15 protein-coding genes are annotated in these 20,317 nt (G+C 71.3%); 7 read left to right on the top strand and 8 right to left on the bottom strand.

The window, feature by feature from the left end; translation table 11 throughout:
* Nucleotides 1-3: 3 nt before the first annotated feature.
* From OG627_RS26910 to OG627_RS26925, 4 genes are all read right to left on the bottom strand, one after another.
* Nucleotides 4-933, bottom strand: coding sequence for a branched-chain amino acid ABC transporter permease (locus OG627_RS26910; RefSeq protein ID WP_329069340.1), 930 nt, complete (start codon nt 931-933; stop codon nt 4-6).
* A 111-nt stretch (nt 934-1,044) separates the two neighbouring features.
* Nucleotides 1,045-2,286, bottom strand: a complete 1,242-nt coding sequence (locus OG627_RS26915) for a branched-chain amino acid ABC transporter substrate-binding protein (RefSeq protein WP_329069342.1) — start codon at nt 2,284-2,286, stop codon at nt 1,045-1,047.
* Between the two features lie 612 nt (nt 2,287-2,898).
* Complete coding sequence (locus OG627_RS26920; protein WP_329069344.1) at nt 2,899-3,378, bottom strand: PaaI family thioesterase; 480 nt, start codon at nt 3,376-3,378, stop codon at nt 2,899-2,901.
* Between the two features lie 114 nt (nt 3,379-3,492).
* Nucleotides 3,493-5,841 carry an FdhF/YdeP family oxidoreductase gene (locus tag OG627_RS26925; protein WP_329069346.1) on the bottom strand — a complete coding sequence of 783 codons (2,349 nt, stop codon included), beginning with the start codon at nt 5,839-5,841 and terminating at the stop codon, nt 3,493-3,495.
* Between the two features lie 189 nt (nt 5,842-6,030).
* Between OG627_RS26925 and polA the strand changes: the two genes are divergently transcribed.
* The gene (polA, locus tag OG627_RS26930; protein WP_329069348.1) at nt 6,031-8,742 is read left to right on the top strand and encodes a DNA polymerase I; all 2,712 of its coding nucleotides are present in this window, start codon (nt 6,031-6,033) and stop codon (nt 8,740-8,742) included.
* Nucleotides 8,743-8,922: 180 nt separating this feature from the next.
* Nucleotides 8,923-10,653: a lytic murein transglycosylase gene (locus tag OG627_RS26935; protein WP_329069349.1), complete on the top strand. Its 1,731-nt coding sequence runs from the start codon at nt 8,923-8,925 to the stop codon at nt 10,651-10,653.
* A gap of 93 nt (nt 10,654-10,746) precedes the next feature.
* Here the strand turns inward: OG627_RS26935 and hrpB are convergent, their stop codons facing one another.
* Both hrpB and OG627_RS26945 read right to left on the bottom strand, forming a co-directional pair.
* Nucleotides 10,747-13,257, bottom strand: coding sequence for an ATP-dependent helicase HrpB (gene hrpB, locus OG627_RS26940; RefSeq protein WP_329069350.1), 2,511 nt, complete (start codon nt 13,255-13,257; stop codon nt 10,747-10,749).
* A gap of 117 nt (nt 13,258-13,374) precedes the next feature.
* A complete protein-coding gene (locus OG627_RS26945; protein WP_329069352.1) occupies nt 13,375-14,202 on the bottom strand; it encodes a class I SAM-dependent methyltransferase in 828 nt (275 codons plus the stop codon).
* Nucleotides 14,203-14,543: 341 nt separating this feature from the next.
* On the opposite strand from OG627_RS26945, the gene rpsA reads away from it, so the two are divergent.
* The 5 genes from rpsA (at nt 14,544) to OG627_RS26970 (ending at nt 19,411) form a co-directional block, all read left to right on the top strand.
* Complete coding sequence (gene rpsA / locus OG627_RS26950) at nt 14,544-16,055, top strand: 30S ribosomal protein S1 (protein WP_114622514.1); 1,512 nt, start codon at nt 14,544-14,546, stop codon at nt 16,053-16,055.
* A gap of 218 nt (nt 16,056-16,273) precedes the next feature.
* A complete protein-coding gene (locus OG627_RS26955) occupies nt 16,274-17,239 on the top strand; it encodes a flavin monoamine oxidase family protein (protein WP_443073547.1) in 966 nt (321 codons plus the stop codon).
* A 92-nt stretch (nt 17,240-17,331) separates the two neighbouring features.
* On the top strand, nt 17,332-18,276 hold the full coding sequence (locus OG627_RS26960) for a PAC2 family protein (protein ID WP_329069354.1): 945 nt from the start codon (nt 17,332-17,334) through the stop codon (nt 18,274-18,276).
* A 75-nt stretch (nt 18,277-18,351) separates the two neighbouring features.
* Nucleotides 18,352-18,957 carry a dephospho-CoA kinase gene (coaE, locus tag OG627_RS26965; RefSeq protein ID WP_329069356.1) on the top strand — a complete coding sequence of 202 codons (606 nt, stop codon included), beginning with the start codon at nt 18,352-18,354 and terminating at the stop codon, nt 18,955-18,957.
* A gap of 73 nt (nt 18,958-19,030) precedes the next feature.
* Nucleotides 19,031-19,411, top strand: a complete 381-nt coding sequence (locus tag OG627_RS26970; RefSeq protein ID WP_329069357.1) for a tetratricopeptide repeat protein — start codon at nt 19,031-19,033, stop codon at nt 19,409-19,411.
* Nucleotides 19,412-19,514: 103 nt separating this feature from the next.
* On the opposite strand, the gene OG627_RS26975 is transcribed toward OG627_RS26970, so the two are convergent.
* Complete coding sequence (locus OG627_RS26975) at nt 19,515-19,880, bottom strand: DUF6343 family protein (protein WP_329069359.1); 366 nt, start codon at nt 19,878-19,880, stop codon at nt 19,515-19,517.
* 66 nt (nt 19,881-19,946) lie between these two features.
* On the bottom strand, nt 19,947-20,291 hold the full coding sequence (locus tag OG627_RS26980) for a hypothetical protein (protein WP_329069361.1): 345 nt from the start codon (nt 20,289-20,291) through the stop codon (nt 19,947-19,949).
* Nucleotides 20,292-20,317: the final 26 nt, after the last annotated feature.

Here is a 20,317-nt window from a genome sequence, read left to right on the forward strand (position 1 = left end):
GTGTCACGCCCTGTCCGCTACTCGTTGGCCGAGTAGGCCTTGGGGCCTCAGCAGCAGTACGAGGATGAGGAGGACGAAGGCCCACACGTCCTTCCAGGCTCCGCCGCCCAGCTGGGACATGCCGGGGATGTTTTCGATGTAGGCGGTGGCCATGGCTTCGGCGAGGCCGAGGACGAGGCCGCCGATCATGGCGCCGTAGATGTTGCCGATGCCGCCGAGGACGGCGGCGGTGAAGGCTTTGAGTCCGGCGATGAAGCCCATGCGGAAGTCGATGTTGCCGTAGCGCAGGCCGTGGGCGACGGCGGCGATGGCGGCGAAGGCGGCTCCGATGGCGAAGGCCGTGACGATGATGCGGTCGGTGTTGATGCCCATGAGCTTGGCGGTGTCGGGGTCCTGCGAGGTGGCCTGCATGGCGCGGCCGGTGCGGGTCTTCGAGACGAAGACGCCGAGGGCGATCATGCAGACGGGGGCCGCGATGAGCAGGAAGAGGTCGCCGCGTCCGATGGTGAAGGCGCCGAGGTCGATGCGGCCGCCTTCGAATTCGGGGAAGGGGCGCGCCTTCTTGGCGTCCGGGTAGAAGGCCCAGATGGCTTGCTGGAGTGCGATGGAGAGGCCGATCGCGGTGATGAGCGGGGCGAGTCGGGGGGCTCCGCGCAGTGGCCGGTAGGCGAAGCGTTCCGCGCCCATGGCGACCAGTACGGAGCAGGCCATGGCCATGAGGATCATGACGGGCAGTGCGATGAGGAGGCTGGTGCCCGTGGGGAGGATCAGGAATGCGGTCAGCGCGCCGAAGCCGCCGATCATGAATATCTCGCCGTGGGCGAAGTTGATGAGCTGGACTATGCCATAGACCATCGTGTAACCGATTGCGATGAGTCCGTACAGCGCGCCGAGTAGCAGGCCGTTGGCAAGTTGCTGCGGCAGATCGTTCACCGCGGGGCCTCCGAGTGGGTGTCGTCAGATACGGCCGCGCGGGGGGCGCTGTGGCGCCCCCCGCGCGGTCTGGGTGTACTGGTGTGTACGGGCGGTGGCCTGGTGGCCGGGTCAGCCCTCGAACTGGCCTACCTCGACGGCGACGTGCTTGCCGTTCTTGACCTCGTAGAGGGAGAGCTGCTTGTTGGTGGTGTCGCCGAACTCGTCGAAGCCGACCGAGCCGGAGACGCCGTCGAACGTGACGTCCTGCATGGCCGCGGTGATCTGCTCGCGGGCGTCCTTGCTGTCGGGCAGCTTGCCGTCGTTCTTCTCGACGACCGCCTTGACGGCCTGGATGATGGCCCAGGTGGAGTCGTAGGAGTAGCCGCCGTAGGCCTCGTAGGCGTCCTTGTAGCCGGCGGTCTCGTAGTCGGCTATGAACTTCTTGGCGGTGTCGAGGGTCTCCAGCGGGGCGCCGACGGAGCTGGCGATGTCGCCTTCGGCGTTCTTCTTGGCGAGCTTGATGTACTCGGCGCTGAAGAGCGCGTCGCCGCCGACGGTGGGGATCTTGGCGCCGGCGTTCTTGATCTGGCTGGCGAGGGGGGCGCCGGCGGGGTATTCGCCGCCGTAGTAGACGAAGTCGGCCTTGGCCTCGGCGACCTTGCTGGCGACGGCCGAGAAGTCCTTGTCGTCGGGGTTGATGTGGTCGGTGCCGACGACGGTTCCGCCGAGCTTCTTGAACTCTCCGGCGAAGGTGGCGGCGAGGCCGGCTCCGTAGGTCTTCTTGTCGTCGATGACGTAGACCTTCTTGAGCTTCTTCTTGTTGTACATGTACTGCGCGGCGAAGGGGCCCTGGACGGCGTCGGTCGTCGAGGTGCGGAAGTACGTCTTGAAGCCGCGTTCCTTCTTGCCGGTCTGCCAGTCCTTGCCCTGGGTGAGGGCGGGGTTGGTGTTGGCGGGCGACACCTGGACGAGCTTGGCGGTGTCGAAGACCTTCTGCATCGACTGGCCGACGTCGGAGTTCAGGGGGCCGACGACGCCCATGACCTTGCTGTCGCCGACGAGCTTGGTGGCGTTCTGCTGGCCGGTGGCGGCCTGGGCGACGTCGTCGAGGGCTTCGAGCTTGAAGGTGACCCCGGGGACCTCTTTGTTCTTGTTCGCGGTCTTGACGGCGAGGTCGGCGGAGTTCTTGATGCCCTGGCCGAGCGCGGAGAGGTCGCCGGAGAGCGGCGCGTCGAGGCCGATGACGACGGTGGTCGTGTCGCCGCCGCCGCTGCTGCCTCCGTCACTGTCGCCGCGGGATCCGCAGGCGGACAGTGTGAGAGCCCCTGCGGTGACGGCAGTGGTGATGATGAACAAGGAACGGTGACGCACGATCAGTCCTCCCCTGGCACGCGGCGGCCCCTGCTGGGCCGCCGGGTCGAGCGCTGGAACCGAACTGAAAGTAATCCGGTGGCGCGGTGACTGGGCGTGACTCTAAGCGCAGGTGGGGGAGGTGTGGAGCGGTGGGGGCAGGATGTGACTGTCTTGTTATGCCAAGGCCAACGCCGGTCGACCTCGCCGGGCGTGATGCGGCTTTTGTTCGCCTTCCGTGGTGACCGCATGGTGAGAACCCGCAGTTCCGCTAAGGGACTTGAGGGTTTTTGCTACTGACGTGTCCAAACGGGCATAGAGGAGCTGTGAAGCGGGCAGCGCGTGTGTGGTTGTGGAGAGCGCGTCCGATTTTCGTTCACGCCGATGTTACACAGAGTGACATTGGGCGTGATGTGCACCGTGTGGTGTGGGGCAGGGGATTCGCGCCTTCTGCCCGGCTCTTGGGGGCACCGTAGGTGGTGTTCCCGGCGGGTACAAGGGGGCGTGCGGGGGTGTGGTCGTACGGCGCGTAAACGGGCCCGGCGCTGTGCGCGCGCCGGACCCGTGGGGTGGCTGGTTCTGAGCGGTGGGTGCGGCTTGCGGTGCCGCCTCCTGTGCGGCTCCGTGTGCCGCTTACGTGGTCTCGCCGGGGGCGGGGGCGGGGGCGTCGCGCAGCATGCAGGTGAGCCGGGCGGTGCAGACCCGCTTGTCCTGCTCGTCGGTGATGACGATCTCGTACGTCGCGGTGGAGCGTCCCCGGTGGACGGGGGTGGCGACGCCCGTGACCAGCCCGCTGCGGGCGCCTCGGTGGTGGGTGCAGTTGAGGTCCACGCCGACGGCGAGCTTGGCCGTGCCGCCGTGGAGCATGGCGCCCACGGAGCCGAGGGTCTCGGCGAGGACGGCGGACGCGCCGCCGTGCAGCAGTCCGTAAGGCTGGGTGTTGCCCTCGACGGGCATGGTGCCGACGACGCGTTCCGCGGCGGCTTCGACGATGCGTACTCCCATGCGCGTGCCGAGATGGCCGGCCGAGAAGAGCGCGGCCAGATCGACGCCGAGCGCGCCGTATTCGTCGATGATCTCCTGCGGGAACTTCACAGTGGACTGCTCACCCATGGCCCGGCTCCGATTGTGTGGTCGTGTGCGTGCTGTGTGCACCGTCCTGCTTATCAGATGGCTGAGCGAACGCTTAGGGGAACGGTGTGCCCGCGGGCCGTTCCCCGGCGCCGGTCATCGCGCGGTCTCCGCCGCGTCCGCGGTGTCCGCGGTGTTCGTCGTGCCGTCGGTGACGCGTTCGCTCGGCTCGAAGCGGACGACGACGGACTTGCTGGCCGGTGTGTTGCTGGTGTCGGCCGTGGCGCCCAGCGGGACGAGCACATTGGTCTCGGGGTAGTAGGCGGCGGCGCAGCCGCGTGCGGTGGGGTAGTGGACGACGCGGAAGCCGGGGGCGCGGCGTTCGACGCCGTCCTTCCATTCGCTGACGAGGTCGGTGTAGGAGCCGTCGCGGAGGTCGAGTTCGGCGGCGTCGCGCGCGTTGACGAGCACGACGCGGCGGCCGTCGGTTATGCCTCGGTAGCGGTCGTCGAGGCCGTAGATCGTGGTGTTGTACTGGTCGTGCGAGCGCAGGGTCTGCAGGAGCAGACGGCCTTCGGGCAGGGCGGGGAACTCGACGGGCGCGGCGGTGAAGTTGGCCTTGCCGGTGGCGGTGGGGAAGCGGCGTTCGTCGCGGGGGCCGTGCGGGAGGGCGAAGCCGCCGGGGCGGGCGACGCGTGCGTTGAAGTCCTCGAAGCCGGGGACGACGCGGGCTATGCGGTCGCGGATGCGCGCGTAGTCCTTCTCGAAGTCCTCCCAGGGGGTGTGGGAGGCGGGGCCGAGGGTGGCGCGGGCGAGCCGGGCGACGATGGCGGGTTCGGAGAGGAGGTGGGGGCTCGCGGGCGGGAGGTTGCCGCGGGAGGTGTGCACCATGCCCATGGAGTCCTCGACGGTCACGACCTGCCGGCCGCCGTCCTGGATGTCCTTGTCGGTGCGGCCGAGGGTGGGCAGGATCAGCGCGCGGGCGCCGGTGACGGCGTGCGAGCGGTTGAGCTTGGTCGATACGTGCACGGTGAGGCGGGCGCGGCGCATCGCGGCTTCGGTGACGGTCGTGTCGGGGGTCGCCGCGACGAAGTTGCCGCCCATGGCGAAGAAGACCTTGGCCTCGCCGTCGCGCAGGGCTTCGATGGACCGTACGACGTCGTAGCCGTGGTGGCGGGGCGAGGTGATGCCGAATTCTTTGTCGAGGGCGTCGAGGAAGGCGGGGGCCGGCCGTTCGAAGATGCCCATGGTGCGGTCGCCCTGCACGTTGGAGTGTCCGCGCACGGGGCAGACGCCGGCGCCGGGGCGGCCGATGTTGCCGCGCAGCAGGAGGAAGTTGACGACTTCGCGGATGGTCGGCACGGAGTGTTTGTGCTGGGTCAGGCCCATGGCCCAGCAGACGATGGTGCGCTCGGAGGCGAGGATCAGGGCGAGGGCCTGTTCGATGAGGTCGCGTTCCAGGCCGGTGGCGGTGAGGGTCTCGTCCCAGTCGGCGGCCCGGGCGGCTGCGGTGAAGTCCTCGTATCCGTGGGTGTGTTCGCGGATGAAGGTGTCGTCGAGGGCGCCGGGGGTCTCCAGGATCAGCTTGTTGAGCAGGCGGAAGAGGGCCTGGTCGCCGCCGATGCGGATCTGGAGGAAGAGGTCGGTGAGGGCGGCGCCCTTGATCATGCCCTGCGGGGTCTGGGGGTTCTTGAAGCGTTCCAGGCCGGCTTCGGGCAGGGGGTTGACCGAGATGATTTTCGCGCCGGCCGCTTTGGCCTTCTCCAGTGCGGAGAGCATCCGGGGGTGGTTGGTGCCGGGGTTCTGTCCGGCGACGATGATCAGGTCGGCCTGGTGGAGGTCTTCGAGGGAGACGCTGCCCTTGCCTATGCCGATGGTTTCCGAGAGCGCCGAGCCGGATGACTCGTGGCACATGTTGGAGCAGTCGGGCAGGTTGTTCGTGCCGTATTCGCGGGCGAACAGCTGGAGGAGGAAGGCGGCCTCGTTGCTGGTGCGGCCCGAGGTGTAGAAGAGGGCTTCGTCGGGGGAGCCGAGCGCGGTCAGTTCCTCCGCGATGATCGCGAAGGCGCGTTCCCAGCTCACCGGGGTGTAGTGGTCGCCGCCGCCGCCCCGGGCGTCGCGGTCCAGCAGCATCGGCTGGGTGATGCGGCCCTGCTGGCCGAGCCAGTAGCCGCTGCGGGTGGCGAGGTCGGACACGGGGTGGGCGGCGAAGAACTCGGGGGTGACCCGGCGCAGGGTGGCTTCCTCGGCGACGGCCTTGGCGCCGTTCTCGCAGAATTCCGCGGTGTGGCGGTGGTCGCCTTCGGGCCAGGCGCAGCCGGGGCAGTCGAAGCCGTTCTTCTGGTTGACCTTGAGGAGGGTGCGCGCGGTGCGCACCACGCCCATCTGCTGCTGGGCGATCTTGAGGGTGTGCGCGATGGCGGGGAGCCCCGCGGCGGCGTGTTGGGGGGCCGCGACGCGGGGCGCGTCCTGGACCGGATCTCCTGCGGGCGGCTTGGTGGCCATCGCGCTCTCCTTCGGGCCTGCTGCTTCTGCTTCTGCTTCGCGTACGTTCCGCACTTGTGTACGTACCCGGTTACGTACCCGATCCTGTCACGCGTCACCGGCGCGGGGCGGGCCGAGTGGTGCGGGGGACGGTCGCCGCGGCCGGTCGGCCGGTCGGGATTGTCAGTGGGGCGTGGCAGGATCGGGTACGTGGCTGAGACAGCATCGAAGAAGACCGAAGACAACCGTCCTCGCCTGCTCCTCATGGACGGGCACTCCTTGGCGTACCGGGCGTTCTTCGCTCTGCCCGCGGAGAATTTCACGACCGCGACGGGGCAGCCGACGAACGCCATCTACGGCTTCGCGTCGATGCTGGCGAATACGTTGCGTGATGAGTCGCCCACGCATTTCGCCGTCGCGTTCGACGTGTCCCGCAAGACGTGGCGTTCCGAGGAGTTCCCGGAGTACAAGGCGAACCGGTCGAAGACGCCCGACGAGTTCAAGGGGCAGGTCGAGCTGATCGGTGAGCTGCTGGACGCGATGCGCGCGGACCGGTTCGCGATCGACGGGTTCGAGGCGGACGACGTGATCGCGACGCTCGCCACGCAGGCGGAGGCCGCCGGGTTCGAGGTGCTGATCGTCACGGGGGACCGGGACTCCTTCCAGTTGATCAGTGAGCACACGACGGTGCTGTATCCGACGAAGGGTGTCTCGGAGCTGACCCGTTTCACTCCGGAGAAGGTCCAGGAGAAGTACGGGCTGACGCCGGCGCAGTATCCGGACTTCGCCGCGCTGCGCGGTGACCCGTCGGACAATCTGCCGGGCATTCCGGGGGTCGGGGAGAAGACGGCGGCGAAGTGGATCAACCAGTTCGGTTCCTTCGACGAGCTGGTGGCGCGCGCCGACGAGGTGAAGGGCAAGGCCGGGCAGAACTTCCGCGACCATCTGGAGTCGGTCAAGCTCAACCGGCGGCTCACGGAGATGGTGCGTGATGTCGCGCTGCCCAAGACGCCGGAGGATCTGGAGCGCGCTCCCTACGACCGTGCGGCGCTGACCGGGGTGCTGGAGGTGCTGGAGATCCGCAACCCGAGTCTGCGCGAGCGGCTGCTCGCGGTGGATCCGGGCGCGGTGGTGGAGGAGGCTCCGGCGCCCGCCGCCGGTGTCGAGCTGGACGGCAAGGTCCTGGGGTCGGGGGAGCTGGCGCCCTGGCTGGCCGAGCACGGCGCGCAGCCGCTGGGGGTGGCGACGCTCGACACCTGGTCGCTCGGTACGGGCAGCGTCGGTGAGGTCGCGCTCGCGGCGGCCGGTGGCGCGGCGGCCTGGTTCGACCCCACGCAGCTGGACGAGTCCGACGAGCGTGCGTTCGCGGGGTGGCTGGCCGATCCGGAGCGCCCGAAGGTCATGCACAACGCGAAGGGCGCGATGCGGGTCGCTCCGGAGCACGGCTGGCGGGTCGGCGGGGTCTCGATGGACACCGCGCTGGCCGCCTATCTGGTGAAGCCGGGGCGGCGCTCGTTCGCGCTGGACGCTCTGGCGATCGAGTATCTCGGCCGTGAGCTGGCGCCGGCCGCCTCCGCCGACGGGCAGCTGGCCTTCGGCGGTGACGAGCAGGCCGAGGCGGACGCGCTGATGACGGAGGCCCGCGCGATCCTCGATCTGGGGGAGGCGTTCACCGAGCGGCTGGCCGAGGTCGGCGCCTCGGAGCTGCTGCACGAGGTGGAGTTGCCCACGTCCGCGCTGCTGGCCCGGCTGGAGCGCCACGGCATCGCCGCCGACCGCGCCCATCTGGAGGCCATGGAGGGGCAGTTCGCGGCCGCGGTGCAGCAGGCCGTGAAGGAGGCGCACGCGGCGGTCGGCCACGAGTTCAACCTCGGTTCGCCCAAGCAGCTCCAGGAGGTCCTCTTCGGTGAGCTGGGGCTGCCCAGGACGAAGAAGACGAAGACGGGTTATACGACGGACGCGGACGCGCTGGCCTGGCTCGCGGCCAAGACCGAGCACGAGCTGCCGGTCATCATGCTGCGCCACCGCGAGCAGGCGAAGCTGCGGGTCACGGTCGAGGGCCTGATCAAGTCGATCGCCGAGGACGGCCGTATCCACACGACGTTCAACCAGACGGTCGCGGCGACGGGCCGGCTCTCGTCCACGGATCCGAACCTGCAGAACATTCCGGTGCGCACCGACGAGGGCCGGGCGATCCGCCGGGGCTTCGTCGTCGGCGAGGGCTACGAGTCGCTGATGACGGCGGACTACAGCCAGATCGAGCTGCGGGTGATGGCCCATCTCTCCGAGGACGCGGGTCTGATCGAGGCGTTCACCTCCGGCGAGGACCTGCACACCACGGTGGCCTCGCAGGTGTTCGGGGTGGAGAAGTCGGCCGTCGACCCCGAGATGCGCCGCAAGATCAAGGCGATGTCGTACGGACTGGCCTACGGGCTCTCGGCGTTCGGTCTCTCCCAGCAGCTGAACATCGAGGCGGGCGAGGCGCGCGCGCTGATGGACACCTTCTTCGAGCGCTTCGGGGGAGTGCGGGAGTATCTCCAGCGCGCCGTGGTGGAGGCCAGGGCCACGGGCTATACGGAGACGATGCTCGGACGCCGCCGCTATCTGCCCGACCTCAACAGCGACAACCGCCAGCGGCGTGAGATGGCGGAGCGGATGGCGCTCAACGCGCCCATCCAGGGCACCGCCGCTGACATCGTCAAGGTCGCCATGCTCAAGGTGGACCGGGCGATGGCGGAGGCCGGTCTGACCTCGCGGATGCTGCTCCAGGTCCATGACGAAATCGTCCTGGAGATCGCTCCGGGGGAGCGGGAGCCGGTGGAGGAGCTGCTGCGCCGGGAGATGTCGAGCGCGGTCGAGCTGCGGGCGCCGCTGGATGTCTCGGTGGGCGTCGGCGCGGACTGGGAATCGGCGGCCCACTGACCGGAAAAAGCCTTGCGGGAAGCCCCGGTGTGTCGGGGCTTCCCGCAACCGGGCGACGTCGAGGTGGCGAACTGGTGAAAGGCGGTCACGGACCGGTGTGCCGGGGCCAGGAGTTGACATAGGGTCGCCTGAGTCCTCGCGCGGGGAGCGCGAACAGCCACCACGGGGAGGGGCCAGACCATGGCAGCGCTATTCGGCAGTCGACTGCGCAAAGGAGCGACGACCACCGCCGTGGCCGCGGCCGCGATCGCGGCGCTCTCGGCCTCTCAGGCACCGGGCGCCCTCCCCGCGGACGTGGGAGGGAATCACGCGGCCGATGTGACGCCGCCGCCCGGGACGCCGGTGTCGGGCAACTCCTCGTACTACACGGAACTTCCGCCGCTGACGACGCCCGACAAGCCGGGCACCTCGATAGACCTGCCGGGTACGGGTTCGGGGGTGGCCGCGGCGGAGGCGGGTATACCGGCCACGGTGCTCTCCGCGTACCAGCGTGCGGAGCAGACCATCGCGGAGGCCAAGCCCGGCTGCAATCTGCCGTGGCAGCTGCTCGCCGCGATCGGCAAGGTCGAGTCGGGCCACGCGCGCGGCGGCCAGGTCGACGACGACGGCACCACGCTCGCGCCGATCCTCGGCCCGGTCCTCAACGGTGTCGGTTTCGCCAACATCCCCGACACCGACAACGGTGAGTTCGACGGCGACGCGGAGCACGACCGCGCCGTCGGGCCGATGCAGTTCATCCCGTCGACCTGGAAGACCTGGGGCAAGGACGGCAACGGCGACGGCCGCAGCGACCCCAACAACATCTTCGACGCGGCGCTGGCCGCCGCGTACTACCTGTGCGCGGGAGAGCGTGATCTCTCCGTCGAGGAGGACCTCCACAAGGCGATCCTCGGCTACAACCACTCGCGTGAGTACCTGAACACGGTCCTGACCTGGTTCCAGTACTACAAGAACGGGACGCACGAGATCCCGGACGGCACCGGCACGGTGCCCGTGTCCACCGGCCCGGTCTCCCCGTCGGCCCCGGCGACCGCTCCCACCGTCACCGCCCCCAGCACGCCCAGTACCCCGAAGCCGAGCAGCCCCCCGAGCGCGAGCCCCAGTCCCAGCCCGAGCCCCTCGACGCCCAAGCCCGGTGGCGGCTCCGGCTCCCCGAAGCCGACCGAGCCCGGCGGCGGTACGACCACCCCCTCCCCGAGCGATCCCGGCACCCCCACCACCCCGGCCCCCAAGCCGGTCGCCGCGCGGATCGAGAAGACCGTCACGGCACCGCTGACCGCCGTCGCCGGCAGCCGGTTCGCCCGGCAGGCGGCCGTACGCGCGGTGGACGCGGCCGGAAAGCCGGTGGCCAAGACGGTCGTGCGGTTCGAGATCGTCGGTGACACCGACGCCCGGTTCGTGACGGGCCTGACCACCTCGGTCGTCGTCACGGGCACGGAGGGCACGGCGAGCGCGCCGGCCGTCCAGGCGGGCGAGCGGACCGGCGACTTCACCATCCGGGCGACCGCCGTCGTGCCCGGCGTCGCCCCCGTCGGCTACACCGCGACCGTCACGGCCCGCCAGGCGGACGCCCTCGCCAGGACCACGACGGGGGACCTGACGGCGGCGCCCGGCGCCGAGTTCGCCGACCCGGTCGAGGTCAGGGCCACCTACAAGGGAGCCGCCGCCGGCAAGGTGGCGGTCAGCGCGATGGTGGTCACGTCAGCGACCGACGCCACGGCGCCCGCGGCCGGGCCCTACTTCAAGGACGCGAACGGCAACGCGCTGCGGACCCTCGCGGATCTGACGACCGACGCCGACGGCGTCCTCCAGCTCCCGAAGCTCTACGCGGCCGACGCGGCCGGCACGTATCTGCTCCGCCTCGAAACCGAGGGCGGCGCCACCCTCACCATCGAACTGAAGGTCGCCTGACCCGGGCCTGGCCCGGGCCTGACCCGGGCCTGACCCGGGTTGGACCCGGGCCTGCCCCGGCCGTCGATACGACGGCCGGGGCGCTCCCGTCCGTCAACGCCGGTTGTTCAGGCGGCGCGTCGCCACCGCCGTCGACGGGTCCTCCGGCCACGGGTGGCGCGGATAGCGGCCGCGCAGCTCGGCCCGTACGGCCCGGTAGCCGTCCTGCCAGAACGACGCCAGGTCCGCCGTCAGCGCCGCCGGGCGCCCCGCGGGCGACAGCAGATGCACCAGTACGGGGACGCCCGCGGCGCCCGCCACCCTCGGCGTCTCCCGCAGCCCGAACAACTCCTGGAGCTTCACCGCCAGTACGGGCTGCGGCCCGCCGTACTCCACCCTTACCCGCGACCCGCTGGGCACCTCGATACGTTCCGGAGCCAGCTCGTCCAGCCGCGCGGCCTCGCCGGTCGCCCAGGGCAGCAGCCGCAGCAGCGCCTGCCCCGCGTCCAGCCGGGCCAGATCCGCGCGGCGGCGGGCCCGCGACAGCTCCGGCTCCAGCCACGCGTCGGCGCGATCGACCAGCGCGGCGTCCGAGACATCCGGCCAGCCGCCGCCCAACTCCCGGTGCAGAAAGCCGAGGCGCTCGCGCAGCGCCAGCGCCTCACGCGTCCAGCGCAGCAGCGCGGGCCCCTCGCGCCGCAGCCCCTCCAGCAGCGCCGCACGCACCAGCGCGGGAGCCGGTGACTTCAGGGCGCGCGCGGACAGCTCGACCGCGCCGAGCCGCTCCACCCGCCGGGCCAGCACCTCGCCCGCCTCCCAGCGGACCTCCTCACCCGCCACCCGCAGCCCCCCGGCGGCGGCCCGCGCCGTGCCCTCGTCGATGACGGCGGCCAGCCGGACCCGCGCGGACGCCGCTCCCGCGGGCCGGTCGGCGACCGCCACCGCCAGCCACGACGCCTCGCGCAGCGCGGACCCGTCCGACAACTCGCCGCCCGTGCCCGAAACCATCAGATACGAACCCGCGCCCCGCGCCCGCGCCACCCGCTCGGGAAACGCGAGCGCGGCGATCAGCCCGGCGGCGGAATCATCGGTTCCGCCGACGTCCCCCGCGGCGGGCCCCGCGCCCTGAACGGCGGACGTCAGCCGCCGCACCTCCTGGCGCCAGCGCGCCGCGTACGCGTCCCCGCCCCTGCGGGCCGTGCGCCACGCCGCCGCGAGATCGTCCCCGTACGCCCTGGGCGGTTCCTCGCTCAGCAGCGCCACCACCTCGGCCGCCCGCCGCGCGCCCACCTCGGGGGCGCCGTCCAGCAGGGCGCGGGCGAGCCGGGGATGCAGGCCGACGCGGGCCATCCGGATGCCGCGCTCCGTGACCCGCCCGTCCTCGCCGACCGCGCCGATCGCGGTCAGTACGGAGCGGGCGGCGGCCAGCGCGCCGGCCGGCGGCGGATCCAGCAGGGCGAGACCCCCGGCGGAGGGGTCGCCCCAGCACGCGGCCTGGAGCGCGAACGCCGCCAGATCCGCGACCCTGATCTCCGGGGACGGGAAGCGCGTCAGCCGGCCGTCCTCCGCCTGCGACCAGCAGCGGTAGACCGTCCCCGGCGCCTCGCGCCCGGCGCGTCCGGCCCGCTGCCCGGCGCCCGCCTGGGACACCCGGACCGTCGTCAGGGCACTCAGCCCGCGCGCGTGATCGGTACGGGGCTCGCGCGCGAGCCCCGCGTCCACGACGACCCGCACCCCCGGCACGGTCAGACTCGACTCGGCCACCGCCGTGGCCAGCACCACCCGGCGGCCCTCCGGCGCCCCGGCGAGCACCGCGTCCTGCACCGCCGCCGGGGCCCGCCCGTGCACCTGGAGCACCTCGGCGCCGGGATCGCCCAGTTGCCCGGCCACCCGGCCGATCTCCCCGACCCCCGGCAGGAAACAGAGCACATCGCCGTCGTGCTCGGCCAGCGCCCGGCGCACGACCGACGCCACATGCGTCAGCAGCGCCGGATCGACCCGCATGCCGTGCGGTGGTCGTACGGGGGCGGGCGGCGGCGCCCAGACCGTCTCCACCGGGTAGGAGACGCCGCGCGCCGCCACCACCGGCGCGTCGTCCAGCAGCCGGGCCCAGCCCTCGGCGTCGGTGGTCGCGGACGCGGCGATCAGCCGCAGCTCGGGCCGCAGCGTCGTCCGTACGTCCAGGAGGAAGGCGGCGACGGTGTCGGCGTCGAGATGCCGCTCGTGGCACTCGTCGAGGATGACCACATCGACGCCCGCCAGCTCCTGGTCGCGCTGGAGCCGCTGGAGCAGCACGCCGGTGGTCACCACCTCCACCACCGTCCCGCGCCCCACCACGCGCTCCCCGCGCACGGTGAAGCCGACGCGCTCCCCGGCGCGCTCGCCGAGCAGCCAGGCCATCCGGCGGGCCGCGGCGCGCGCCGCGATCCGCCGGGGCTCGGCGACGATCACGCGCCGGACGGGACCGCCGTCCAGCAGCCCGGCCAGCGCCAGGGGGACGAGCGTCGTCTTGCCCGTCCCCGGCGGCGCGCACAGCATCGCGCAGCCGTGCCGGTCGAGGGCCCGCTCCAGCGCGGGCAGGGCGGTGTGTACGGGGAGGCTGCCGAGGATGTCGTCGCGGATCACCCGTTCAGTGTCCGCCACCGGTCGCCCGGCGCCGGGCGGCCCGGACGCGTGGTCAGTCCCGGCGCCGGGCGGCCCGGACGCTTGCTCAGTCCTGGCGCCGGGGACCCGGACGCCTGGTCAGTCCCGTACGCAGACGAAGATCGCCGTGCCCGGGAGCAGGGTGCCGCGCAGCGGCGACCAGCCGCCCCACTCCTGGGTGTTCCAGGCCGGCCACTCGGGCTCCACCAGGTCGACCAGCCGGAATCCGCCCGCCACCAGATCCCGCACCCGGTCGCCGAGCGTCCGGTGGTGTTCGACGTAGACGGCCCGCCCCCGGTCGTCCTGCTCGACATAGGGGGTGCGGTCGAAGTAGGAGGCCGCCGCCGTCAGCCCCTCGGGCCCCGGCTCGTCGGGGAACGCCCAGCGGACCGGATGCGTCACGGAGAAGACCCACCGGCCGCCCGGCCGCAGTACCCGGTGCACCTCGCGGAACACCCGTACCGGATCGGCGACGAAGGGGATGGCGCCGTAGGCGGAGCAGGCCAGGTCGAAGGCGCCGTCCGCGAAGGGCAGCGCGCCCGCGTCCGCCTGGATCAGCGGGAACGTCAGCGAGCGGCCCTCGCCGATGCGCAGCGCGTGCTGGAGCTGGCGGTGGGAGAGGTCGAGGGCCACCGGGCGGGCGCCCTGCGCGGCCAGCCAGCGGGAGCACTGCGCGGCGCCGGCCCCGATCTCCAGGACGTCGAGGCCGTTCAGCGATTCCTGGGGTCCGAGGAGGCCCGCCTCCACCTCGTCGAGCCCTTCCGGGCACCAGACGAACCGGTCGTCGCCGAGGAAGGTGCCGTGCTCGATCTGGTAGTCGTCGGCGTTGCTGTCCCACCAGCCCCGGTTGGCCCGGCTGCTCTCCGTACCGTCGGAGTCACGTCGGGTCGCCTCGGGCTCGGCCTGGGGTTCTTGCTCTTGGATCATCGTGTCCGTCGTCTTGCTCTTCGGGGATTCGGGGTGCCGCCGCGGGGGCCGTTGGCCTCAGCGAACGCTGGTTGTGCCGGGAATGAGAGGTTCCACCCCGGGTGTGCGCCTTCGCGCATTGACCGTGCCCGGCTGCCCCCGTATGCTAAAGGTTGCGCTGCGGGCTTGCGCGCCTCAGACGTAGCAGCCGCGCTCGCATCTGTGTGTCCCTCGGTTGTCGAGGCGCTTTCCCTTTGTCCGGGGCGGCGCTTCCTTGGCTGTCCGGCTTCTACAGGTGGCGATACGGGCTCCCGGCGTAGCAGTACCTACGACTCACTGTCCGCACCGGAGCCCTTTCCCACATGACGAGCAGCACCGAGACCACCGCCACCACTCCGCAGGTTGCGGTCAACGACATCGGTAACGAGGAAGCCTTCCTCGCCGCGATCGACGAGACCATCAAATACTTCAACGACGGCGACATCGTGGATGGCGTCATCGTGAAGGTCGACCGGGACGAGGTCCTGCTCGACATCGGTTACAAGACCGAAGGTGTCATCCCGTCCCGCGAGCTTTCGATCAAGCACGACGTCGACCCCAATGAGGTCGTCAAGGTCGGCGACGAGATCGAAGCCCTTGTTCTCCAGAAGGAGGACAAGGAAGGCCGCCTGATCCTCTCGAAGAAGCGCGCCCAGTACGAGCGCGCCTGGGGCACGATCGAGAAGATCAAGGAAGAGGACGGCATCGTCACCGGTACCGTCATCGAGGTGGTCAAGGGTGGTCTCATCCTCGACATCGGCCTCCGTGGCTTCCTGCCGGCCTCCCTCGTCGAGATGCGCCGCGTCCGCGACCTCCAGCCCTACGTGGGCAAGGAGCTCGAAGCCAAGATCATCGAGCTGGACAAGAACCGCAACAACGTGGTCCTGTCCCGCCGTGCCTGGCTGGAGCAGACCCAGAGCGAGGTCCGCCAGACCTTCCTCACGACCCTGCAGAAGGGCCAGGTCCGCTCCGGCGTCGTCTCCTCGATCGTCAACTTCGGCGCGTTCGTGGACCTCGGCGGCGTCGACGGTCTCGTGCACGTCTCCGAGCTGTCCTGGAAGCACATCGACCACCCCTCCGAGGTTGTCGAGGTCGGCCAGGAAGTCACCGTCGAGGTTCTCGACGTGGACATGGACCGCGAGCGTGTCTCCCTGTCGCTCAAGGCGACGCAGGAAGACCCGTGGCAGCAGTTCGCCCGGACGCACCAGATCGGTCAGGTCGTCCCGGGTAAGGTCACCAAGCTCGTTCCCTTCGGTGCGTTCGTCCGCGTCGACGAGGGCATCGAGGGTCTGGTCCACATCTCCGAGCTGGCCGAGCGCCACGTGGAGATCCCGGAGCAGGTCGTCCAGGTCAACGACGAGATCTTCGTCAAGGTCATCGACATCGACCTGGAGCGCCGCCGCATCAGCCTGTCGCTGAAGCAGGCCAACGAGGCGTTCGGTGGTGACCCGGCCTCGGTCGAGTTCGACCCGACCCTCTACGGCATGGCCGCGTCCTACGACGACCAGGGCAACTACATCTACCCCGAGGGCTTCGACCCCGAGACCAACGACTGGCTCGAGGGCTTCGAGACCCAGCGCGAGGCGTGGGAGGGCCAGTACGCCGAGGCGCAGACGCGCTTCGAGCAGCACCAGGCCCAGGTCATCAAGTCCCGCGAGGCCGACGAGGCCGCTGCCGCCGAGGGTGCTGCCGCACCCGCCGCCGGTGGCAGTGCTCCCGCCGCCTCCGGTGGTGGCGGTTCGTACTCCTCGGAGTCGGACGACAACTCCGGCGCCCTGGCGTCGGACGAGGCGCTCGCCGCCCTGCGCGAGAAGCTGGCCGGCGGCCAGAGCTGACGCTCCGGTCGAGTAAGCGGTAGCTGAGTTCACACGTAAGGCCCGCTCCCTTCGGGGGGCGGGCCTTACGCGTGCTCGCGGGCGGGCCTTATACGTGCTCGCGCCCCCGGCCCGTGGTGAGCGGAGGGCAACGCGAGGGACACACGAGTATCTGACGGTCCGTAACACGCCATTGCCAGGATCCCGGCACACCTGAAGACCGGAAGGGGTACCGGGACATGAGCCACCCGCCTGAGATCACCACGGGCACCAGCCGCCGCGGGTTTCTGCGCCAGGTGGGCGCCACCGGAGGGGCGGGGGCGATGCTCGCCACCATGGGGGCCCTGGGCCTCGCCCCCACCGCCGAGGCCGCGAGCCGCGAACCCGTCTTCCACGCGCCCAGGACCGGGGACTTCACCCTCACCGGCAGAGCCGCGGCCAAGGTCGTCATCGTCGGCGGCGGCATGGACCGGATACCCGCCGCGCTGACCCGCGCGGTCGGCGCCCACCGGATACTGACCGGCGCGGCCGTCCAGGAGATCACCGACAAGGGGCACGGCGTGACCGTCACCTACACGCGGGGCGGCCGGGTACGCGCTCTCGACGCGGACTACTGCGTCGCCGCGCTGCCGCCCAACATCCTCGCCGGGACCCGGCACAACCTGGGCGCGTCCGTGCAGACGGCGCTGGAGGCGTGCAAGCCGTCCTCCGCCGGGAAGATCGGTCTGGAACACCGCAGCCGCTGGTGGGAGAGCGACCACCGGATATACGGCGGGATCACCGAGACCGATCTCGATCTCGCGCACATCTGGTACCCGTCGTACGGCCATCACGGCCGGCGCGGCGTGCTCGTCGGCTACTACAACACCGGTGCGCCGGCCGACGCCTACGCCCGGCTCGCACCGCGCGAGCGGGAGGCGCGGGCGGTGGCGCAGGGGGTGCGGATCCACGGCGAGAAGTACCGGAGCGAGCTGGCCGCGTCCTTCTCCCACCACTGGCGCCAGACCCCCTATCCGGAGGCGTCCTGGCACTCCTTGGCGGGCGGCCCCGACGCTCCCGTCTTCGATCCGCTCAACAGGCCCGCCGGACGCGTCCACTTCACCGGTGACTACCTCTCGTACGCCGACGCCTGGCAGCACGGCGCCTTCACCTCCGCCCGCAAGACCGTCACCGCACTGCACGCACGGGTCCTCAGCGGGGCGTGAAGCGCCGGATCGGGGTTGGCGCCGTGGGGCGCGGGGAATGCCCGCGCTCTGTGGTGCGTTCTTCGTTACGAACACGAGGAGGAGCGGTAACCGTGCTTGATCCGCAGGGTTTGTACGAATGGGAGCCCAAGGGCCTCGCCGTCGTCGACATGGCACTGGCGCAGGAGTCGGCGGGCCTGGTCATGCTGTACCACTTCGACGGCTACATCGACGCGGGTGAGACCGGCGACCAGATCGTCGAGAACCTGCTGGATTCGCTGCCCCACCAGGTGGTGGCCCGGTTCGACCACGACAGGCTGGTCGACTACCGCGCGCGCCGTCCGCTGCTCACGTTCCGGCGGGACCGCTGGTCCGACTACGAGACGCCGACGCTCGACGTCCGGCTCGTCCAGGACGCCACCGGAGCGCCGTTCCTGCTGCTGTCGGGGCCCGAGCCGGATGTGGAGTGGGAGCGCTTCTCGCTGGCCGTACGGCAGATCGTGGAGCGGCTGGGCGTGCGCCTGTCCGTCAACTTCCACGGCATCCCCATGGGCGTGCCGCACACCAGGCCCGTCGGCCTCACTCCGCACGGCAACCGCACGGACCTGATGCCGGGCCATCGCAGCCCCTTCGACGAGGCGCAGGTCCCCGGCAGCGCCGAGTCGCTCGTCGAGTACCGGCTGATGGAGTCGGACCACGACGTGCTCGGTGTCGCGGCGCACGTTCCGCACTATGTCGCCCGGTCGTCCTACCCGGACGCGGCGCTGACCGCCCTGGAGGCGATCACGGCCGCGACGGGGCTGGTGCTGCCGAGCGTCGCGCACTCCCTGCGCACGGAGGCGCAGCGCACCCAGACCGAGATCGAGCGGCAGCTGGGCGAGGGGGACGAGGAGCTGGTCACGATGGTGCAGGGGCTTGAGCACCAGTACGACGCCCTCGCGGGCTCCGAGACCCGGGGCAATCTGGTCGCTGAGCCGACGGAGCTGCCGTCGGCCGACGAGATCGGCCGTGAGTTCGAGAAGTTCCTCGCGGAGCGGGAGGGCGACGGCGGCGCGTGAGAGCGGGCCCGCCGGGGCGGTGCGGGTCGGGGCGGGACCGGTCGGGGCGTTGACGGCAGGCTTTAGGCTGGCCCCATGCTGAGGCTGGGACTTACGGGCGGAATCGGCGCGGGCAAGAGCGAGGTCTCTCGGCTGCTGACCGGTTACGGGGCGGTTCTGATCGACTCCGATCGGATCGCGCGGGAAGTCGTGGCGCCCGGGACCCCCGGACTGGCGGCCGTGGCCGCCGAGTTCGGCCCGGACGTGCTGACCGGCTCCGGCGCGCTGGACCGTCCGAAACTCGGCGGGATCGTCTTCGGCGACCACGACCGGCTGCGCGCGCTGAACGCGATCGTGCATCCGCTGGTCCGCGCCCGCTCCGCCGAACTGGAGGCGGCGGCGGGGCGGGACTCGATCGTGGTGCACGACGTGCCGCTGCTGGTCGAGAACGCGATGGCCGCCCTGTACGACCTGGTGGTGGTCGTGGACGCGTCCCCGGAGACCCAGCTGGAGCGGCTGGTACGGCTACGGGGGATGACGGAGGCCGAGGCGCGCGGGCGGATGGCCGCGCAGGCGACCCGGGAGGAGCGCCGGAGCGTCGCGGACCTCGTGATCGACAACGACGGCCCGCTGGACGCACTGGAGCCGCGGGTCCGTGAGATCTGGCAGGAGCTGACCGCACGCGCGGCGGCCCGCTCCTGAGCCGGCCGGACGGGCGAGGAATAGCCTGTCCGGTTCCGGCGTTGAACGCGCGCAGCTAGGGAAGGATGCGACCGTGCCCGAGAGTCCGGAAACCCACGTCATCGACTATCGCGCGGCCGAACAGCTGCTGGCGGCGCGGGATCCCCGCGGGGCCGTGAAGCTGCTGGACTCGGTCATCGCGGCCCATCCCGAGAACACGGCGGCCAGGCTGCTGCGCGCCCGCGCCTTCTTCGCCGCCGCGCAGCTGCGGCCCGCCGAACTCGAATTCGAGCTGGTCCTGGAGCGGGAGCCGGACAACGCCTTCGCGCACTTCGCTCTGGCCCGTACGTACGAGCGCTCGGGCCGCCCCGAACAGGCGAAGCGGCACTTCCGGCTGGCGGCGGCGCTGGATCCCAAGCCGGAGTACGTGAAGGCCGCCAGGTTCGACGCAGACGCGAGTGGCGGCGGCAGCTGACCGTACGCGCGGTGGCCGACGTACGCGCGGCGGCCGACGTAGGGACGGCGGCCGACGCAGGGACGGCCGGAGCGGGCGGGCGCCGCCCGCTCCGGACCCGGACTCAGGAGCCGCGCCCCGCGCCGCCGACACCACTGCCGGTGCGGTTGCGCCGCTGACGCAGCAGATCGCGTCGGCGCTCGCGGTCCTCCTCCAGGATCACGTTCGGGCCGTGCTTCGGCGGGTACGGGCCGGTGTCCCGGTCCGGCTGGAAGCGCGGGCCCTGCCGGAAGCGCCGCAGGATCACGAACAGGTCGGTCACGACGATCAGCAGGAGCACCGCGCAGGCCAGCGCCCACCAGGGCCGCCCGGCCAGCGCGAACGCCACGGTGCCCGCGCCCGTCCAGATCACGCCCCACAGGGCCAGCCAGAACCGCATGCGCAGGGCGCTGCGCGCGGTGACGGGTTCACTTCCAGTACGCGTACGCATGACACCTCGCACCTCCCGTCCGGTATGTACCCACATTCCCGTCTTCGGATGCCTGTGCGGCCGGGGTCAGTGCACGACGCTGTAGCTCCGCCACGGGCCGGAGCCGGGGGCGATCACGTCGGAGACCGTGGTGGCGATGTAGATGGTGTTCCCGCCGGTGCAGTCGGCCGTCCGGTACATCACGATGTCGACCAGCGTGCGGTTCGTGACCGCGACGGCGCCGGCCGGTGCGAGGCGGTGGCAGCCCCTGACCGACGGGTTGTCCACCTGGAGCAGGCGCTTCTGCCCGGTCTCGTACGCGATGGTGCCCAGGGCGCTGCGGCCGAGGCCGGAACAGCCGGTGGTGGCGGCGAGGGCGAGGCACGCTGCCCCGGCGGCGAGGCCGAGGCGCCGGTGCTGGGTCACGGACATGGGCGGTCCTCGTCTGTGCGGGGGCG

It is taken from the genome of Streptomyces sp. NBC_01429 (assembly GCF_036231945.1).
Classification (GTDB): domain Bacteria; phylum Actinomycetota; class Actinomycetes; order Streptomycetales; family Streptomycetaceae; genus Streptomyces.

Coding starts and splice junctions, on each gene's coding strand:
- OG627_RS26920 (WP_329069344.1), bottom strand. CDS start 3,378: ATGGGTGAGCAGTCCACTGTGAAGTTCCCGCAGGAGATCATCGACGAA.
- OG627_RS26925 (WP_329069346.1), bottom strand. CDS start 5,841: ATGGCCACCAAGCCGCCCGCAGGAGATCCGGTCCAGGACGCGCCCCGC.
- OG627_RS26935 (WP_329069349.1), top strand. CDS start 8,923: ATGGCAGCGCTATTCGGCAGTCGACTGCGCAAAGGAGCGACGACCACC.
- OG627_RS26945 (WP_329069352.1), bottom strand. CDS start 14,202: ATGATCCAAGAGCAAGAACCCCAGGCCGAGCCCGAGGCGACCCGACGT.
- rpsA (WP_114622514.1), top strand. CDS start 14,544: ATGACGAGCAGCACCGAGACCACCGCCACCACTCCGCAGGTTGCGGTC.
- OG627_RS26955 (WP_443073547.1), top strand. CDS start 16,274: ATGAGCCACCCGCCTGAGATCACCACGGGCACCAGCCGCCGCGGGTTT.
- coaE (WP_329069356.1), top strand. CDS start 18,352: ATGCTGAGGCTGGGACTTACGGGCGGAATCGGCGCGGGCAAGAGCGAG.
- OG627_RS26975 (WP_329069359.1), bottom strand. CDS start 19,880: ATGCGTACGCGTACTGGAAGTGAACCCGTCACCGCGCGCAGCGCCCTG.
- OG627_RS26980 (WP_329069361.1), bottom strand. CDS start 20,291: ATGTCCGTGACCCAGCACCGGCGCCTCGGCCTCGCCGCCGGGGCAGCG.